We start from the raw sequence: 18,040 nt of genomic DNA, 5'->3' as shown, positions 1-18,040 counted from the left end.
CCCCCAGGGAGGGTGGGGGCTGCCTTGTGGGGCTATCCAGGCTGCCGGAGGGTGTCGCTCAGGAGGCGTCCGGGCGGGAGAGCAGCTCGCGCAGCGTCGCGAGCAGCTCCCGCCGGTCCGCCGCCCCGAGCTTTCCCCTGATCCGGGCCATGTGGTGCTCCACCGTCTTCCCGGAGATGAACAGCTTGGACCCCGCCTGCTTGTACGTCAGTCCCTCGACGACGAGCCGGGCCACCTCCAGCTCGCGCTCGCTCAGCGCCGCCAGGCCGGTGCCCGCCGCCGCGGGTTCGGTTGTTCCCGGCTCTCGGCGGGCCGCCGTGCCCTGGAACTGGCGGGCCGCCTCCAGGAGTTGGACCATCGCCTTGCGGTCGGATGTGCGGATCGCCGCCTGGCCGGCCAGGCGGGCCGCGTCCCAGCAGAGGCCCAGGTCGTGCATCTCGGCCGCCGCCGTGGCTATCGCGTCCGGGGCGAATGTGCCGCTCAGGACCGAGAGCCAGCACTGGGCCGCCGTTGCCAGGGCCGCCGGGTGGCGGCCGCAGTGGGCGTGGCTCGTCAACGTCGCCAGGTGCGCCTTCGCCGCTTCCGCGTCCTCCAGCGTGATCGCCGCGTGCAGCTCGTGCCAGACCAGGGAGACCGTCCACAGTGGAGGCTCGCCGAGGCGGCCCAGCAGGCTGTGGGCGCGTTCCAGCTGGCCCGAGATCTTCGCGAACGCGCCGGTGCGGGCCGCCGCGATCGCCAGCTCGCCCAGCGGCAGCAGCGTGAACAGGTCCGTCTGCTGCCGCATCGACGCCTGGTACGCGCGGTTCCACGACCGCTGCAAGCCGACCAGGTCGCTGGCGCGGCGGGCCAGCCCGAGTTCCAGCGTCGCGAAGAACAACTCGTCGCGTGCTTCCAACGACTGGCCGGCCACGGCGTCGCGGTGCTCGGCCGCCTTCGCGAGGTCGCCCGCCGTCATCGCGACCCAGCCCAGCAGCAGGCGGTGCCGCACCGCCAGCAGGTCGCCGCCGATCCCGCCGTCGAGGGCGCGGGTCAGCACCGACTCCGCCAGCGCCAGCTCGCCGGTGTGCACCGCGGCGAGCGCGGCCAGCGCCGCCGGGCTGTCCGGCAGCAGCGTGCCGCCCAGTGCCGGCTCCAGCATCGCCGCCGCGCCGAGCAGCGTCGACAACGTCTCCGTCGCGCAGCCGGACACCGAATCGGCGATGCCGCGGGCCATCCGGGTGGCCGCGCCGGCGAACAACGTCGGCGCGACGCCGGGAGCGGGAGAGTCGAGGAGCCGCCGGGCGCCGTCGAGGTCGCCCGTGCCGACCAGCGCCGTCGCCGCGAACGCGTCGGCGCCGGGCCAGCCGGGGGCCGGCGCGGGAATCGCCGGGTCGGCCGTGCGGGCGGCCCAGTGGTACAGCTCCGCGCTGCGGGCCAGCTCGCCGCGGTGCGCCAGCACGGTGGCCGCGATCGCCGCGCCGGCCGCGCCGGTTTCGGGGTCGGCCGCGCCGAGCATCCCGTCGCCGAGGCGCAGCGCCGTGTCGAGGTCGCCGGACAACGCGGCCGCGCGCGCCCAGCCGGCCGTGACGGCGGACGAACGGTCGCCGGCCTCGGCGGCGGCTTCGAACAGCCGGGTCGCCAGCCGCGCGTCGGACGGCAGGGCTTCGGCGGCCGCGGCGGCGAACGCGGCCGCGGCGGACGTGCCGGCGCTGCCCGTGCCGAGCAGCGAGCGCGCCAGGTCGAGTACCGGAAGGCCGTTCGCCAGCTGCAGTTCGACGAGCCGCTGCACCGTCGTCAGCCGGCGCGCGGGCGGCCCGAAGTCGCGGACGGCGGCCGCGGCCAGCGGCAGCAGCGCGTCGTCCGGGCCGAGCAGCCCGGTCGTGCGGGCGGCGTCGACGATCGCGGGCAGCTGGTCGGGGCCGCGGTCCAGCAGCGCGCACAGCAGGTCGAGGTTGCGCCCCGCCCCGGCTTCGGCCGCGATCAGGTAGCGCAGGACGTCGTCGTCGAGCTCGTCCAGCTCCGGCCGGAAGTCCTCCAGCCGTCCGAGCAGCTCGCGCTCGGCCAGCCGGGGCACCCCGCCGCTGCGGGCGTGCAGCTCGGCCGCGGCCGCCGGGTCGGCGGGTGAGCCCGTCACGGCCGAGATCAGCCGCGCGACGTCCTCGACGCCGAGCGGGCCGAGCTGCAGCAGTGTCCAGCCCGACGCGACCGCGGCCGGCCGGTGCGCGACGACGATCGGCCCGTCGGCGCCGGTGAGCAGCTCCTCGAGCTGGTCGGGAGCCAGCCGATCGGCGTCGTCGACGAGCAGGGCGTCGACGCCGGCCGCGCGGTAGCAGCGGTCGAGCGCGGCGAGCAGCACGCTCTTGCCGTACCCGCCGGGGGCGACGACGGCGAGCCGCAGCGGCTCGGCCGGCTCGGCCGCGACCTGGTCGAGCAGCTGCCGGGCCGCGGGGTGGACGGTGCGAAGCGGGGGGACCTGCGTGAGCAGAGTGTTCAACAGTGACCTTCACCGGAGGGGGCGCCGGGGCGGGCGCAGTGGCTCGGGGCGGGGGACTGGTCGGGGCCGGCGGTGGCTTCGCGGGCGGTGAGGGTGATCACCACGGCGGAGACGGCCGCGGCGAGCACGAGGACCGCGGCGGCGAGGGGGCGCCGCCGTCGGAACAGGTTCATCGGGCCGGTCTTCTCGGGCAGCTCGAACGGCGTGATCTCGACCGGCGGCCGGGGCGGCCGCTCGCCGAGGTCACCGAGCGTGTCCACCTGGGGGAGCAGGGTGGTCTCGACGGCGGGGGGTTCGTGCGGGGCACCCCGGTGGTCGACGCGCAGCGCCGCGAGCGCAGCCGCGCCGAGTGCGGCGGCCGCCGGCGGAACCGGTCCCGCGAACACCGGGCACGGTGGCCGGGCCGGGAGGGCGTGCGGCGGCACGTCGCCGCAGAACACGACGCCGGCCAGTCCCTTGGGGGATGTCGACGCCGCGGAGGCGAGGGCGAAGAGCGTGCTGAGCGCCGCCGCCGGGGCCACGCCCTCGGCGCTCGCGGCCGGTTGCCAGCCGCTCGCGCCGGTCGCCGTGGCCAGCGTGACGTTCACGCCGTCGGCGCCGAACTCGCACACCCCGGCCGCGGTCGCGCCGGGGCCGGGGACGGGCAGGTGCGCGCCGAGCGCGGCGATCGAGCCGGGGACCAGCGTGACCGCGGGGAACCCGGCGTCGGCCAGCGCGCGGCGCAGCACGTCGCGGCGGTAGCCGCCCCAGTCGCCGGGGTGGGTCAGCACCAGGTGGTCGGGGGCGCCGCCGAACTGGTTCGCGGCGTGCTCGGCGATGCCTTCGACGAGCACGGTGGTCAGCGTCTCGGGCGGGAACGGCTCGCCCTCGACGAGCATCGGCACGTCGTCGCCGACCCGCCGGTGGAAGCCGGTGAGCAGCCGGGACGGGACCCGGGCGCCCGCCTGCGCGGCCGCGTCCCCCGTCAGCAGGTACCCCTCGTCGTCCACGAACAGCGCGGACGCGGCGGCCGGGGTCCGTTCACCCAGCCAGAGCGGTTCGGGGTCGCCCCAGCCGGGGCGGGTGCGGCGGCAGGTCGCGGCGTGGGTCCGGCCCTGTGCCACATCGATCCCGAGGACGTAGGACAACGGCGCTTCCTCCTCACCTCGCGGGGGCCGAACGGGGGCGCGGAATCCCCCTAGGGCTCGGGGCATCCTCACCCAAACGGGTTAGTCAAGCAAGTAGCTGGAGGGATTTAACCCAACTGAGCGCGTCTCGGATGAGCCCCTAACTCCCTAACGATGACATATCGATCCCCTATCGGCTGACTGGCCTGCAACTCGGAGTGATCCCCGATGTGCGTGGGGGTACCGGCTCCCTAACTTGATGTCGGAGCAGCGGTCCCTGCGGTCGCTGCCGTCCCCCGAACCACCGGATCAGGAGAATTCCCCATGGACTCCGTGCAGACGTTGCACGACTTCGCGCTGAACCTGCTCAACGACCCGACCGCGCTCGCGGCCTTCGGGACGGACCCGCAGGGCGTACTCGCTGCCGCCGGTCTCGGCGACGTCAGCGCCGCCGACGTGCACGAGGTCATCCCGCTGGTGCTCGACTTCGTCCCGGTCGACAGCCTCCCGGCCGTCGGCGGCCTCCCCGCCGTGGGCGACCTGTCCGCGGTCGGCACCGACGCCACCGGCATCCAGGGCGCGATCGACCAGCTCACCGCCCTCACCGCGGGCCTCGGCCTGCCGGCCGTCCCGGAGCTGCCGGCGGTCGGCGACCTCGGCACCGGCGCGCTGCCGGGTGTCGGCGACCTCGGCCTGCCGGCCGTCCCGGGCGTCGGCGCGCTGCCGGGCGTGAACGACCTCACCACCACCGCCGCGGGCGTCACCGCTCTCGCGGGCGACTTCGGCACCGGTGGCGACCTGGGCTCCAGCCTGGACGCGGTCCAGGTCACCGGCAACCTCGTGTACTCGGTCACCGACGTCGACCACAGCGCGGTCGTCGGTGCTGTCGAGCAGGCCGGCCACCTCGGCGACGCCGTGGTGAACAACGCGTCCTACAACGCGGTCACCCCGGTCTACGAGGCCGCCTCGCACGTCGGTGACGTCAGCGGTGACCTGAACCACACCGTGAGCTCGGTCGTCGGCCAGGTCGGCGACTTCTCCGGCATCCTCCACGGCGCCGGCGACCTCGACGTCAAGCACGTCACCAACGAGGTTTCGCACGCCGCGCACGGCCTCGGCGACGTCACCAGCGTCGTGACGAACGCCACCGGCGTGAACGTCGACCACAACGCGGTCGGCCAGGTCGGCGAGCTGGCCAGCGGCAACGCTTCGGCCGTCCACGACGTGGTCTCCGACGTGTCGGACGTCAGCCACAACGCGCTGGGCAACCTGCACATCGGTGACATCGCGTCGAACAACGACATCCACATCGGGCACTGATCCCCGAACCGGTCACCGGTGCCCGTCCCGCGGTCTGGGTGCAGCCGCGGGACGGGCACCCGGTGTGCGCACGGGGAGTAAACCGGGGACACTCTTCCGCTGTGACCGCACCGGCTTGGCTCGAAGTGCTCAACGAGACGCTGGACGCGTGCCGCACCCACGGCCGCGCCGATCTCGCCGAGCGCCTCCGCAGACGACGTGACGCCCCCGAGGGGCAGATCCGCCTCGGCGTGCTCGGCTTCCCCAAGCAGGGCAAGGGGTACCTGCTCAACGCCGTGCTGAACGCGCCCGTGTGCGCGGTCGGCGACGCCGCCACTCCCGAGGTGCCGACCGAGATCGGCTACGCCGCCGAACCCGCCGCGACCCTCGTCGGCCGCTCCCTCGAGCGGATCCCCGTCGCGGTCGACCGGCTCACCGGCGAGCTCGGCGCCCGGCCCGCCGGCACGCTCAGCCGCGTCGAGGTCGGCGTGCCCCGCGAACTGCTGTCCGCCGGGCTCGTGCTGGTGGACACCCCGCCGGTCGGCGACCCGCGGTCGCCGCGCACCGCCGCCGCGCTCGACCTGCTCGCCGAAGCGGACGCCGTGATCCTCGTCTCCGACGCGACCGCGCCGCTGAGCGCCGCCGAGCTCGCGCTGGCCCGGCACGTCCGCACCTGGTGCCCGCACGTCGTGCTGGCGCTCACCAAGATCGACGCCTGCCCGGGGTGGCGCGCCGTCGCCGAACGCGACCGCGCGATGCTCGCCGAAGCCGGGATCGACGCGCCCGTCCTGCCGGTTTCGGCCGTCGTGCGCCAAGCCGCCGCGAAGAGCGGTGACGCCGAGCTCAACGCGCGTTCGGGCTTCCCCGAGCTGCTCACCTGGATCGCCGAGCAGGCTGCGCGGCCGCCGGAGCAGTCCCGCGCGCTGCTCGCCGCCGTCGGCGTGCGCGCCGCGGCCGCCGAGCTGGTGGAGTCGCTGCGCGACCGCGTCGAAGCCGCCGGGCAGGACGCCGGCCTCGGCCAGGCCGCGCTGCTGCAGCGCGCGCAACGCCGTGCCGACGACCTGCGGCGGAAGAACACCCGGTGGCAGAACCTGCTGTCCGACGAGATCACCGACCTGATGGCCGACGTCGAGTACGACCTGCGCGAGCGCACGCGCAAGATCGTCACCACCATCGACCAGACCTTCGACGAGGGCGACCCGGTGAAGGTCTGGGAAGAGTTCGCGGCCTGGCTGGACGAGGCGCTGACCGAAGCGGTCGAAACGAACTACTCCTGGCTGGCCGAGCGGGCGCAGTGGGTCGCGCAGGCGGTCGCGGCGTGCTTCGGCGCCCAGTACGACCACGCGCTGCCCGACCTGCCGCTCGACGGTTCGGGCGCCGAAGAGCTCGACGACGTCCGGCGGCCCAAGATCGAGAAGTTCAAGATCGGCCACCAGGCTTTCACCGGCCTGCGCGGGTCCTACGGTGGCGTGCTGATGTTCGGCCTGATCACCAGCCTGCCCTGGCTGGGGCTGCAGCTGATCAACCCGATCTCGCTCGGCGCGGGCGCGGCGTTCGCCGTGAAGACGATCCGCGACGAGGGCGGGATGCGGCTGCAGCGCCGCCAGGCCGTGGCGAAGCAGGCGGCGCAACGGCACGTCGACGACGTCTTCATCAGGTACAGCAAGGAGTTCCGTGACGCGATCCGGGTCGTGCAGCGGCGGCTGCGCGACCACTTCACCGGCCTGGCCGAGGATCTCGCGGACGAGCTGACGCGCGAGCGTGAGACGATCATGGCCGGCACGGCCGAGCGGGAGCGCCGGACTGTCCACATCAGACGCGAGATCGATCGGCTCGCGGGCCTGCACCAGCGGGCGGGGGAACTGGGCACGATCGCCGGGCGGAAGCGGCGGGAGCTTTCGGCGTGACGCGGGACGTCCGCGACCTGCTGCACGCCGCGGCCGGTCTCTACCGCGACGACCCGCGTGCGTCGGCGCTCCTCCACGACTGCCTGAACCGGCTGGAGCAGCCGCTGCGCGTCGCGTTCGCCGGGGCGCCGTCGTCGGGAAAGACGACGCTCGCCGCCGCGCTGGGCGAGTGGCCGACCCGTGCCCTGCGTGACCTCGTACTGCTGGACGATCCCGGCCCGGCCGACGAGTTCCCGGACGCGACGGTCCGGCTCGTGCGCCACCTCGAACCGGACGAACTCGCCGCGGCGCACCAGCCGGGCGGCTCGGCCTTCGCGCGGCAGAGCGCGGTCAACTCGGTGCTGGTGCTCTCCCGCGCCGACGAGGTCGGCGCGGGCCGGATCGACGCGTTGCTGACCGCGAAGCAGCTCGCGCGGCGGGCCTGGCGCGAAGATCCGCTGTGCACCGGGTTCCTGGGCGTGATCGCCGTCGCCGGGCAGCTGGCGTACGGCGGCCGGTCCCTGCGCGACGACGAGTTCGACCTGCTGGCCGCGTTCGCCGCGGTGCCGCGCGAAGAGCTGGAACGGCACGTGCTTTCGGTTGACTCGTTCACCGATCCGGCGTTCCCCGGCCCGATCCCGGTCGAGACGCGGCGGTCGCTGGTGGTGCGGTTCGGGCTGTTCGGCGTCCGGCTCGCGCTGACGCTGATCCGCACGGGCTGCGACGACCGCGTCAAGCTGTCGGCGGAGCTGGTCCGCCGCAGCGGCCTCGGCGAGCTGCGGGACACGCTGGCGGGGTGCTTCGTGGCCCGGGCCGAAGCGCTGAAGGCCCGCACGGCGATCATCCGGCTCGAAGCCCTGCTGGCGGCCCAGCCCCGCCCGGGTGGCGACCGCCTGGTGTCCCGGGTGGAGCGGTTCGCGGCCGCCGCGCACGACTTCCGCGAGCTACGGCTGATCGCGGACATCCGCGGCGGCCGGACCGCGCTGTCCGGCGAGCCCGCGGAGGAGGCGAGCCGCCTGCTCGGCGCCGAGGGCACGGCCCCGGCCGACCGCCTCGGCCTGGAGGCGGACGCGGACCCGGGCGACATCTACGACGCCGGCCTGGACGCGCTGCGCCGCTGGCGGCACGAGGCGGAGCGGCCCGACCGCCCGCACGCGGAACGCGCGGCGGCGCACGTCGTGGTGCGGTCGGCCGAGGGCCTGCTGGCGCTGTTCGGCTAGAGGGCGGCAGTGGCTTCGACCTCGACCAGGTGCTCGGGGACGCCAGCGCGGCGACGCCGATCAGGGTGGCCGGGGGCTTCGCGGTCGTCCCCAGTTTTTTCGGCGGCGCGCGCGATCCCGGCCAGGAGTCCGGGCATCTTGTCCGGCGCCCAGCCGACCACGTAGAGCGTCAGCTTCACGACGTCGTCGAACGAACCGCCGCATGCTGGAGCGCAACGGCCTCGTCGAGCGCGAGGTGCACCCGACCGTGCCGCCGCGGGTGGAGTACACCCTCACCTCGCCGGGGCAGGGCCTGCGCGCGACCGTCGACAGCATGTGCGGCTGGACGCAGCGGTTCCTCGCGACATCGAGGCGGCCCGGCGCCGGTTCGAAGCCTGACGCGGCAAGAAGAAACCGATCGCGGCGACGGCTCGTCGGTCGCTGTCCGGTGTTGACTCCGCGCCGGGGCCGACGCACCATAGACCGGTCTATGGTCCAGCGTCGGCCGGAGGAACCCGCCATGCCCGAAGACGTCCGCCCCCGGGTCCGGCTGTTCGGCGACCTCCTCACGCACTGGGCGCGCGAACGCCCGCAGGACACCGCGCTGATCTTCGGTGACCGGTCGTGGACCTGGACGGACCTCGACGAGCGCGTCCGGCGGCTGTCGGGGGCGCTGACGGTGGCCGGGATCGGGAAGGGCGACCGCGTCGCGTTCGTCGACAAGAACCACCCGGCCTGCCTGGAGACGACTTTCGCCGCGGCCGGGATCGGTGCCGCCAACGCCGTGGTCAACTGGCGGCTCTCCGGCGACGAACTGGCCTACGTCCTCAAGGACGCGGGCGCGAAGGTGGTCTTCGTCGGCGCCGACCTGGTGCCCGCGCTCGACGCGATCCGCGACCGGCTGCCCGCGCTGGAGCGCGTGGTCGTCGTCGGCGGCGAGCACGACGAGTACGAGCCGTTCCTCAGTGGCGCCGCGCCGCACACCGGGTCCGGCCTCGACACGGACGACGGCGTCCTGATCATGTACACCAGCGGCACCACCGGCTTCCCCAAGGGCGCGGTGCTGACCCACCGCAGTGTCCTCGCCCACGGCCTCGCCGCCGGGACGGCGTTCCCGATCGGCCCGGGCGACGTCAACCTCGTCGCGATGCCGCTGTTCCACGTCGGCGGCAGCTGCTACGCCGTTTCCGGCTTCCTCTACGGCGAACCGTCGTACCTCACGCGCGAGCCGGATGCCGCGTCGCTGTTCGCGGCGCTGCAGGCCGGGATCACGCACGCCTTCCTGGTGCCCGCCGTGGTCGCCGGGATCGCGCAGGCGGGCGAAGCGGCTCTCAAGGCGTTCTCCCGGCTGAAGTACCTCTGCTACGGCGCGTCGCCGATGCCGCTCCCGTTGCTGCGCACGGTGCTCGCGGCTTGGCCCGACGTCAAGTTCGCGCAGGTCTACGGCATGACCGAGCTGTCCGGCGCGGTCACCGCGCTGGACCCGGAGGCGCACCGCGACGCCGCGCACCCCGAGCGGCTGGCGTCGGCGGGCACCGCACTGTCCGGTGTGGACGTCCGGATCGTCGACCCGGTGACCTTCGAGGACGCGGCGGTCGGCGAGGTCTGGATCCGCACCGAGCAGCGGATGGCCGGCTACCTCGGCAAGCCGGAGGCGACCGCCGAGACCATCGTGGACGGCTGGGTGCGCACCGGTGACGTCGGGCGCCTCGACGACGGCGGGTTCCTGTTCCTCGAGGACCGCGTCAAGGACATGATCATCACCGGCGGCGAGAACGTCTACTCACCTGAGGTCGAGCGCGTCGTCGCGGAGTTCCCCGGCGTCGTCGAGGTGGCCGTGATCGGCGTGCCGGACGACCGGTGGGGCGAGCAGGTCAAGGCCGTCGTCGCCGGCGACCAGCTCGACACCGACAAGCTCATCGAGTTCTGCCGCGAGCGCCTGGCCCACTACAAGTGCCCGCGCAGCGTCGACGTCGTGGAAGCGTTGCCGCGCAACGCCACCGGAAAGATCCTCAAGCGCTCGCTGCGGCAGCCGTACTGGCGGGACCGGGACCGGAACGTCTGATGCCCTCGGTGACGCGGCAGGCGTACTTCGCGGCCGCGCTGAACGTGCTGGCGGAGCACGGGTTCACCGAGCTGAACGTCGGCAGGCTCTGCCGCGACCTCGGCGTGACGAGCGGGTCGTTCTACCACCACTTCGGTGGCTGGCCGGGGTTCGTGGCGCAGCTGCTGGACCACTGGGAGAACCGGCAGGTGCTCATCCTGCGCGAGCGGAACTTCGGCCGCGGCGGCCCGTCGGCGGACTTCGCCGCGCTGATGGACCTGACGCTCGGGCTGCCGCACGAGGCCGAAGCCGCCATCCGCGCGTGGGCGGCCAACGACGAAACCGTGCGAGCGGCTCAGAAACGCGTCGACGCCGCGCGGCTGCGGACGGTCGGCAAAGCGGTCAAGGGCATCGTCGGCGACGGCGACCTGGCACGGACGCTGACGTCGCTGGGCATGGCGATGCTGGTCGGGCACCAGCAGCTGGCGTCGGCGGGCGAACACAGCGAGCTGGCGACGCTCCTGGCGGAGTACACGCGCCTGGTGCACGCCCGCGCGGTCGTGAGTGAGAAACAGGGTTAGCACACTGTTTCTCACTCACGACCTCTTCAGGCGTTGCCGAGGATCCGGCCGACGGTGATCTCCAGGACCACGCGCTGGGGGTTCGGCTTGGGCTGCCGGTAGCGCGCGGCGTAGCGGTTTTCCGCGTCCCGCACCGATTCCGGGTCGTCGCGCAGCACCGCGCGTCCCTCCAAAGTGGACCATTTCGGGCCGTCCAGCTGGCACACCGCGACGGGGACGCCGTCGGTGCCCGCGGCTAGGATCAGCTTGGCCTTGACCGACGTCGAGAACGTGATCACGCGCGCGAGCCCGGCGTCGAAGTCCACGGTCACGCCGACCGCGACGACGTGCGGGGTGCCGTCCGGGCGGACCGTGGTCAGGGTGGCCAGCCGGCGCTCGGTCCAGAAGGCGCGGAAGTCCGCGCCGCGGTCGATCTTCATGCCGCCCACGCTAGTCCGTGCTCAGCTCGGTTCGCGTAACGGCAACCCCGCGGCGCGGTAGATCTCGTCGATCACGGTCATCGTCTCGATCGCGTCGGCCGCCGAGGTCTTCACCGGTTCGCCTCGCAGGACCGCCGCCGCGAACGCGTCCAGCTGGTAGGAATACGACGCCCTCCGCGGGAACCGCTCCGCGCGGGGGATGCCGTCCACCTCGACGCGCATGCGGTGGAAGCCTTGGGGCATCACCGGGTTCACCACCCGGATCGAGCCCCGCGACCCCACCACCTTCGCGCTGATCTTGAGCAGTGACGACGACCACATCGAGCACTCCACCCGCCCCGTGTGGCCCGACGGGTAGCGAAGCTCCGCCGTCATCGCCCGGTCGATCTCGGGCGAACGCAGCTTCGCGGACGCCGAGACCACCCACGGCGTCTCGCCGCCGAAGGTGCGGGCCATGTGGACCGCGTAGCAGCCCGCGTCCATCGTCGCGCCGCCTGCCAGGGCGTAGTCGTAACGGATGTCCGAGAACTTGGGCAGCGGGAAGCACAACGCCGTCTCCACGCGCTCCACCGTGCCCAGCTCGCCCGACGCCACGATCTCCTCCACCCGCAACGCCAGCGGGTGGTAGCGGTAGTGGAACGCCTCCATCACGACGCGGCCGGAATCCGCGGCCAGGCGAGCGATCTCGCGGGCCTCCGCCGCGTTGGCCGTGAACGGCTTCTCGCACAGCACGTGCTTGCCCGCCTCCAGCGCGGCCCGCGTCCACCGGCCGTGGAGGCCGTTCGGCAGCGGGTTGTAGACGGCGTCGACCGCCGGGTCGGCGAGCAGCGCCTCGTACGACGCGTGTGCCACGGGGATGTCGTGGCGGGCCGCAAACGCTTGCGCGCGCTCGAGGGACCGCGCCGCGACCGCGACGACGTCGACTTCGGAACTGGAAGAAGCGGGCTTGACCAGGGCGGTGGGCGCGATCCGGGCCGCACCCAGGATGCCGATCCGCAGGCTCATCCGCGCAAGTTAGCACCGAAACAGATTTCAACAGACAGTTGACCTCTTCAACAACGAGTTGTACTGTTCCGGCCAGCCGAACAGTGGAGGTCCGTTATGTCCCGTTGTCGTGCCGCACAGGCAGTGCTGCTCGCGAGCCTGGCCGTCCTGGTGACGGCCTGCGGTGGTGGTCCGGACGGCGCGGGCGGGACGTCGCAGGCCGCCGGCGCGCCCGCCTCGGGCATCCCGGACACCTCCGCGATCGTCCAGGGCGTGCAGAAGGACGCCCAGCTCAACGCGGCCTTGCCGGCCAACGTCAAGCAAGCGGGGCTGCACCTGGCGTCGAACCTGCAGTCCGCGCCCAACAACTTCTACGCCGCCGACGGCAAGACCCCGATCGGCTACGAGGTCGACCTCGCCAAGGCGATCGCCGCCAAGCTCGGTGTCACCGTGACCCACCAGGACATGGCGTTCGGCTCGCTCATCACCAGCCTCCAGTCCGGCCGCGTCGACCTGACCATGGCCGGCATGAACGACACCAAGGCCCGCCAGGCGCAGATCGACTTCGTCGACTACTTCACCTCGGGCATCACGATCATGACCCGCAAGGGCAACCCGGACGGCATCACCGGCCCGGACACGTTGTGCGGCAAGAACGTCGCCGTCGTGCAGGGCACCAGCCACCAGAAGTTCGCCGCCGAGCAGAGCACCAAGTGCACGCAGGCCGGCAAGCCCGCGGTCAACGTCACCGCGACCGACAGCGACAACCAGAACCAGAACCAGCTGCGCACCGGCCGCGTCGCCGCGATCCTCAACGACCTCCCCAGCGCCGTCTACATCTCGCGGACGGCGGGCGACGGCAAGTTCTTCGAGGTCGTCCCCGGCGAGCCGATCGAAGGCGGGCCGTACGGCATCGGCGTCAACAAGACCAACACGGCGCTGCGCGACTCCGTGCAGAAGGCCCTGCAGGCGCTGATCACCGACGGCACCTACGGCAAGATCCTGCGGGCCTGGGGTGTCGAGCAGGGCGCCATCGAAAAGGCGGTCATCAATGGCGGCTCCTGAGCCACTTCCGATCGTCCGGCTGAGGCACTGGGGACGCTGGGTCGCCGCCGTCGTCATCCTGGCCCTGCTCGTGCTGCTGGGCATCGCCCTCGGCAACGCGCAGATCGAGTGGAGCCAGGTCCCGGACTTCGTCTTCTACCGCATCATGGCGACCGGCCTGCTCAACACCGTCGTCCTGGCGGTGCTGTCCCAGGCCGTCGCGATCGTGCTGGGCATCGTCATCGCGCTGCTGCGCCGCAGCGCCAACCCGGTTGCCCGGTGGTTCGCCGCCGGGTACATCTGGATCTTCCGCGGCCTGCCCGTGCTGCTCCAGATCCTTCTTTGGTACAACCTGGCGCTCGTCTTCCCCGTGATCGACATCCCGTTCCTGGTCCACGAGCAGACGAACGTGCTGATCAGCGCGTTCACCGCCGCGTTCCTCGGCTTGGCGCTCAACGAAAGCGCGTACATGGCCGAGATCGTCCGCGCCGGGCTGAACAGCGTCGACAGCGGCCAGACCGAGGCGGCGAAGTCGATCGGCATGACGCCGGCCGCGACGCTGCGCCGGGTCGTGCTGCCCCAGGCGATGCGCGTGATCATCCCGCCGACCGGCAACGACTTCATCAACATGCTCAAGGGCACGTCGATGGCGTCGGTGATCGGCGTGACCGAGCTGATCCACGCGGCCAACAACATCTCGTCCAACAACCTGCTGGTGATGGAGACGCTGCTGGCCGCGGCCGTCTGGTACATGGTCGTGGTGACCGTCGCCGGGGTCGGCCAGCACTACCTGGAACGCTCGTTCGGGCAGGCCGACCGCGGGCCGCTCGCCCGCGCCGGCAAGGCGTTGCGCGGCGTGCCGCTGGTGAGGAGTGCCCGTGTCTGAGCCCTTGCTGCGTGCCGTCGGCGTCAAGAAGTCCTACGGGCACACCGAAGTCCTCGGCGGCATCGACCTCGAAGTCCACAAGGGACAGGTCGTCTGCCTGCTCGGCCCGTCCGGCGCCGGGAAGAGCACGTTCCTGCGCTGCATCAACCAGCTCGAGACGATCGACGCCGGCCAGATCTGGGTCGACGGCGAGCCGATCGGCTTCCGGCAACGCGGCGGGAAGCTGTACGAACTGCGCGAACGCGACGTCGCCCGCCAGCGCCGTGACATCGGCATGGTGTTCCAGCGGTTCAACCTGTTCGCGCACCGAACCGCGATCGAGAACGTCGTCGAGGGCCCGATCCGGGTGCTCGGCCTGCGCTCCGAAGACGCCCGCAAGCAGGGCCTCGAGCTGCTCGACCGCGTCGGGCTCGCGCACCGCGCCGACGCCTACCCGGCGCAGCTGTCCGGCGGGCAGCAGCAACGCGTCGCGATCGCGCGGTCGCTGGCGATGAAACCGAAGCTGATGCTGTTCGACGAGCCGACGTCGGCGCTGGACCCGGAGCTGGTCGGGGAGGTGCTGGAAGTGATGAGTACGTTGGCGGGGGAGGGGATGACGATGGTCGTCGTGACGCACGAGATGAGCTTCGCCGCGGAGGCCGCCGACGAGGTGGTGTTCCTGGCCGACGGCGCGGTCGTCGAGACCGGACCGCCGTCGGAGGTGCTGAGCGCGCCGAAGCACGAGCGGACCCGGCAGTTCCTGGCGAGGATCCTCGCGTGACGCGGATTTCGCCCCGGTACCTGCTCCAGTTCGACGAGCCCGCCGGCTACCTCGACTTCGCCCGGTTCGGGCCGCCGTCGCACGCGGTGCTCGACACCACGGCCGCCCTGCTCGACCAGGCCACCACGGCCGGTCCGTCCACTGTGGACGAGCTGATGCGGCAGGAGGTCCGGGCCAAGGCCGCCGCCGCGCGGCTGTCCGGTTCGGACACCGACCACACGGTCCTGCTGCCGAACACCAGCCTCGGGCTGTTCCAGGCGGCGTTCCACAGCTCCGGCGAGGTGCTGGTGTCGGCCGCGGAGTTCCCGGCCAACACCTACCCGTGGGCCCGCGCCGAGCAGGCCGGACGGCTTCGCGTCCGTCGGCTGACCGGCGGTTATGTGACGCCTGAGCGGGTCGCCGAAGCGTTGACGCCGGAGATCACGACGGTCAGCGTCAGCGCGGTCGACTTCCGCACCGGCTTCCGCGCCGACCTCGCGGCGCTGCGCGACGTCGTCGGCGACCGGCTGCTGGTCGTCGACGGCATCCAGGGCTTCGGGGTCGTCGAGGCGCCGTGGGAGGTCGCCGACGTCCTGGTCGTCGGCGGCCAGAAGTGGCTGCGCGCGGGCTGGGGCACCGGGTTCGCAGTGCTCAGCGACACGGCCCTGGAGCGCATGGACCCCGTCCTGTCGGGCTGGACCGGCGCGCGCGACCCCGGCCTGTTCGACGACGAGATCCACCCGCCGGACGGCACTGCGCAGGCCTGGTCGATCTCGAACCTCAGTCCGATCACGTCCAGCGCGTTCGCCGAAGCTCTCGAGCTGGTCGAGGACGCCGGGGTCGGCGCCATCGCGGCGCGGATCGCCGAGCGGATCGGGGCCTTCGAAGAAGTGCTGGCGTCCTGCGGCGCCGAAGTCGTTTCGGCTCGCGAACAGCGAGCGGGAATCCTGGCGTTCACCCTGCCCGGCCACCCCGCCGAGCAGGTCGGCGCGGCATTGGCCACCGCGGGGATCGCCGCCACCGTGCGGCCCGAGCACGTCCGGCTGTCGCCGCACGCGTCCACGCCGGCCGCCGCGGCGGACCTGCTCCGCGAGGCGTTGGAGACGTTGACCAAGCCCCGTGAACCGCTGGTCGTCCCGGCCGCGGGCGCGACGACGCACGAGGTGCTGACGGCGCTGGTCCCCGCGATCCCGGGCCTCGCCGCGATGCTCGGGCCCGGCAACGAGGTGCTGCTGCACGACCTGAGCAGGCTGCCGGACTCGATCGTCGCGATCGCGGGCGACCTGACCGGCCGCAGCGTCGGCGGGCCGATGACCGACCTGCTGCTGGGCCTGGTCCGCCGCGGCACCACGCAGGACCTGACGAACTACCGCACCCACGGCCCGGACGGCCGCGCGATCCGCTCGTCGACGCTGTTCCTGCGCGACGCCGACGGGGTCGCGGTCGGCTGCCTGTGCGTCAACAGCGTCGACGCGTCCGCTTCGGCCGGTGGCAACGGCGAGCCGGAGACTTTCCCACCGGACGTCGACAGCCTGCAACGGTTCCTCGTCGACCGCGCGGTGACCAAGGCCGGAATCCCGGTGGACCTCATGAAGAAGCGGCACAAGGCGGCGGTGGTCCGGGAACTCGACGAAGCCGGTTATTTCCTGATCAAGGACGCGGTCGACCACCTGGCCGGGCGCCTCGACGTCACGCGCTACACGATCTACAACTACCTCAACGAAATCCGCGCTTGACGCTGCCCGATCGGGCCTTGCCGGTGGTCGTACCGGGAGCGCACCATGGCGCGCATGACCGAACCGGACACGCGCGAGGCGCTGCTTCGGCTGGAGCCCGGCGACGAGGCCGACGCCGAGGAGTTCGACCGGCTCGCCAGGCGGCTGCGCGCGGAGCTGGGCGAGCTGGACGTCGACCTGCGGGCGGTGCCGGGCGAGGCACCGCCGGGCGCGAAGGCCGTCGACCCGGTGACGATGGGCTCGCTCATGGTGGCGTTCAGCGCGGCGGGCGGCGTGTTCCCCGGCCTGGTCGCGACGCTGCGCGAGTGGCTGGGCCGCCAGGCGGGCAAGCACAAGATCACGATGACGATCGACGGTGACACGGTGGAGCTGGAGCGGGCGACGTCGGCCGAGCGGCAGCAGCTGATCGACGCCTTCGTCCAGCGCCATGGCTAGCCGGCACGCCCTGCTGATCGCGACGGAGTCGTACGCCGACCCGGCGCTGCGCCGCCTGCCGACGCGCGCGAGCTGGCCGCGGTGCTGAGCGACCCGTCGGTGGCGGGGTTCGAGGTGACGACGCTGATCGACGAGCCACACCACGTGGTGGGGGAGGCGATCGGCGAGTTCTACCGCGGCCGCCGTCGCGACGAGCTGACGCTGCTGTACTTCACGGGTCACGGCGTGAAGGACGACGACGGCAGTCTGTACCTGGCGATGGCCAACACGCGCCGGGACAGCCTGATGTTCACGGCGCTGGCGGCGGAGCTGGTCGACCGCGCGATGGCGGGCTGCCTGTCGCGGCAGAAGGTCCTGGTGCTGGATTGTTGTTACAGCGGCGCGTTCCCGGCGGGCAAGCTGGCGAAGGCGGGCACGGACGTGCACACGCTCGAGCGGTTCCAGGGCCGTGGCCGAGCGGTGCTGACGGCGTCCGACGCGACGCAGTACTCGTTCGAAGGCGATGCGGTGGTCGGATCGGCGGCGCGGTCGGTCTTCACCCGCCACTTGGTGGCGGGCCTGCGCGACGGCAGCGCCGACCTCGACGGCGACGGCGACGTCACGGTGGACGAGCTGTACAGCTACGTCCACGAGCGGGTGGTGGCGGAAATGCCGCGGCAGCGCCCGAAGCGCCAGTCGCGCGGGCGGCGGGGATCGGGGCGGCGTCGAGTACGGCTGTGCCGCCGGTCGTACCCGAGCCGGGCAGGGAGGCCGGGAGGCCGCCGCCGCACCGGCCATCCGCGCCGAAGCCCCCGGCGGTCCGCGCCGGCCCGTCTCGGGCCCAGCCGTCCTCGATGCCGAACCAGCCCTTCCTCCCGCCTCCATCGAAGCGAGCCGCGTCTCAGTCGCGGTCCGTGGCCGACGAGCAGCGGTCGTTCGGCCAGACCGCGAAGTTCGACTTCCTGATCGCCGGAGTGCTGTTCGTCCTCGTGGGCGTCCTCGCGCTGAGTGGCATCACGCCGGCCGGGGTCATGGTCCTCGCCCTGCTCTGCTGGTTCTTCCTCGGCAAGGCTCTCTTCCGCCTGCGCCGCCGGTCCGGATAGGACCCGATTTCCACCTTTCGTAGGGCATTCGCGGCTACGCGCCCGTTTGCCGTCCCTCCACGACCCGCGGCGGTTTAGGGTTCAGCCGCTCGAAGCCGAAGCCGAAAAGGGAGAAAACAGTGAGACG

General features: G+C 72.7%; 16 protein-coding genes and 2 pseudogenes. 13 read left to right on the top strand and 5 right to left on the bottom strand.

Annotation, left to right across the window (positions count from 1 at the left end; all coding sequences use genetic code 11):
• Window positions 1–58 precede the first annotated feature (58 nt).
• On the bottom strand, window positions 59–2,473 hold the full coding sequence (locus tag OG738_RS03330; RefSeq protein WP_329051107.1) for a helix-turn-helix transcriptional regulator: 2,415 nt from the start codon (window positions 2,471–2,473) through the stop codon (window positions 59–61).
• Window positions 2,470–3,600, bottom strand: a complete 1,131-nt coding sequence (locus OG738_RS03325; protein WP_329051106.1) for a molecular chaperone DnaK — start codon at window positions 3,598–3,600, stop codon at window positions 2,470–2,472. The genes OG738_RS03330 and OG738_RS03325 overlap by 4 nt, the downstream gene beginning before the upstream one ends.
• Before the next feature lie 303 nt (window positions 3,601–3,903).
• Here OG738_RS03325 and OG738_RS03320 point away from each other — a divergent pair, with 303 nt between their 5' ends.
• The 3 genes from OG738_RS03320 (at window position 3,904) to OG738_RS03310 (ending at window position 7,984) form a co-directional block, all read left to right on the top strand.
• Window positions 3,904–4,899, top strand: coding sequence for an IniB N-terminal domain-containing protein (locus OG738_RS03320; protein WP_329051104.1), 996 nt, complete (start codon window positions 3,904–3,906; stop codon window positions 4,897–4,899).
• 101 nt (window positions 4,900–5,000) lie between these two features.
• Entirely contained in the window at window positions 5,001–6,785 is a 1,785-nt protein-coding gene (locus tag OG738_RS03315) for an isoniazid inducible protein IniA (protein WP_329051102.1), read from the top strand.
• A complete protein-coding gene (locus tag OG738_RS03310) occupies window positions 6,782–7,984 on the top strand; it encodes a GTPase (protein ID WP_329051100.1) in 1,203 nt (400 codons plus the stop codon). Before OG738_RS03315 ends, OG738_RS03310 begins: the two co-directional genes overlap by 4 nt.
• On the opposite strand, the pseudogene OG738_RS03305 reads toward OG738_RS03310, so the two are convergent.
• A pseudogene (locus OG738_RS03305) lies at window positions 7,981–8,187 on the bottom strand (Rid family hydrolase); the annotation flags it as partial. The gene OG738_RS03310 and the pseudogene OG738_RS03305 sit on opposite strands and share 4 nt — an antisense overlap.
• On the opposite strand from OG738_RS03305, the pseudogene OG738_RS44595 reads away from it, so the two are divergent.
• The 3 genes and pseudogenes from OG738_RS44595 to OG738_RS03295 form a co-directional block, all read left to right on the top strand.
• A pseudogene (locus OG738_RS44595) lies at window positions 8,187–8,267 on the top strand (winged helix-turn-helix transcriptional regulator); the annotation flags it as partial. The pseudogenes OG738_RS03305 and OG738_RS44595 sit on opposite strands and share 1 nt — an antisense overlap.
• A 216-nt stretch (window positions 8,268–8,483) precedes the next feature.
• Window positions 8,484–10,028 (top strand): acyl-CoA synthetase, encoded by a 1,545-nt coding sequence (locus tag OG738_RS03300; RefSeq protein ID WP_329051099.1) that lies wholly within the window; start codon window positions 8,484–8,486, stop codon window positions 10,026–10,028.
• Window positions 10,028–10,588 (top strand): TetR/AcrR family transcriptional regulator, encoded by a 561-nt coding sequence (locus OG738_RS03295; RefSeq protein ID WP_329051097.1) that lies wholly within the window; start codon window positions 10,028–10,030, stop codon window positions 10,586–10,588. The genes OG738_RS03300 and OG738_RS03295 overlap by 1 nt, the downstream gene beginning before the upstream one ends.
• Before the next feature lie 26 nt (window positions 10,589–10,614).
• Here OG738_RS03295 and OG738_RS03290 read toward each other — a convergent pair whose 3' ends face one another.
• Both OG738_RS03290 and OG738_RS03285 read right to left on the bottom strand, forming a co-directional pair.
• Window positions 10,615–11,007, bottom strand: a complete 393-nt coding sequence (locus OG738_RS03290; protein WP_329051095.1) for a TIGR03618 family F420-dependent PPOX class oxidoreductase — start codon at window positions 11,005–11,007, stop codon at window positions 10,615–10,617.
• Between the two features lie 21 nt (window positions 11,008–11,028).
• A complete protein-coding gene (locus tag OG738_RS03285) occupies window positions 11,029–12,012 on the bottom strand; it encodes a Gfo/Idh/MocA family protein (RefSeq protein WP_329051094.1) in 984 nt (327 codons plus the stop codon).
• A 96-nt stretch (window positions 12,013–12,108) separates the two neighbouring features.
• Here OG738_RS03285 and OG738_RS03280 point away from each other — a divergent pair, with 96 nt between their 5' ends.
• From OG738_RS03280 to OG738_RS03250, 7 genes are all read left to right on the top strand, one after another.
• On the top strand, window positions 12,109–13,056 hold the full coding sequence (locus tag OG738_RS03280) for an ABC transporter substrate-binding protein (protein WP_329051093.1): 948 nt from the start codon (window positions 12,109–12,111) through the stop codon (window positions 13,054–13,056).
• Window positions 13,043–13,921: an amino acid ABC transporter permease gene (locus tag OG738_RS03275; RefSeq protein WP_329051092.1), complete on the top strand. Its 879-nt coding sequence runs from the start codon at window positions 13,043–13,045 to the stop codon at window positions 13,919–13,921. The genes OG738_RS03280 and OG738_RS03275 overlap by 14 nt, the downstream gene beginning before the upstream one ends.
• On the top strand, window positions 13,914–14,681 hold the full coding sequence (locus OG738_RS03270) for an amino acid ABC transporter ATP-binding protein (protein WP_329051090.1): 768 nt from the start codon (window positions 13,914–13,916) through the stop codon (window positions 14,679–14,681). Before OG738_RS03275 ends, OG738_RS03270 begins: the two co-directional genes overlap by 8 nt.
• A complete protein-coding gene (locus tag OG738_RS03265) occupies window positions 14,678–16,396 on the top strand; it encodes an aminotransferase class V-fold PLP-dependent enzyme (RefSeq protein WP_329051088.1) in 1,719 nt (572 codons plus the stop codon). Before OG738_RS03270 ends, OG738_RS03265 begins: the two co-directional genes overlap by 4 nt.
• 54 nt (window positions 16,397–16,450) lie before the next feature.
• Window positions 16,451–16,831, top strand: coding sequence for an effector-associated constant component EACC1 (locus tag OG738_RS03260; protein ID WP_329051086.1), 381 nt, complete (start codon window positions 16,451–16,453; stop codon window positions 16,829–16,831).
• 81 nt (window positions 16,832–16,912) lie between these two features.
• Entirely contained in the window at window positions 16,913–17,776 is an 864-nt protein-coding gene (locus OG738_RS03255; RefSeq protein WP_329051084.1) for a caspase family protein, read from the top strand.
• On the top strand, window positions 17,725–17,913 hold the full coding sequence (locus tag OG738_RS03250; RefSeq protein ID WP_329051083.1) for a hypothetical protein: 189 nt from the start codon (window positions 17,725–17,727) through the stop codon (window positions 17,911–17,913). Before OG738_RS03255 ends, OG738_RS03250 begins: the two co-directional genes overlap by 52 nt.
• Window positions 17,914–18,040 lie beyond the last annotated feature (127 nt).

Origin of the sequence: Amycolatopsis sp. NBC_01488 (assembly GCF_036227105.1) — a bacterium.
GTDB lineage: Bacteria > Actinomycetota > Actinomycetes > Mycobacteriales > Pseudonocardiaceae > Amycolatopsis.
This window is presented reverse-complemented; position numbering and strand designations above follow the sequence as displayed.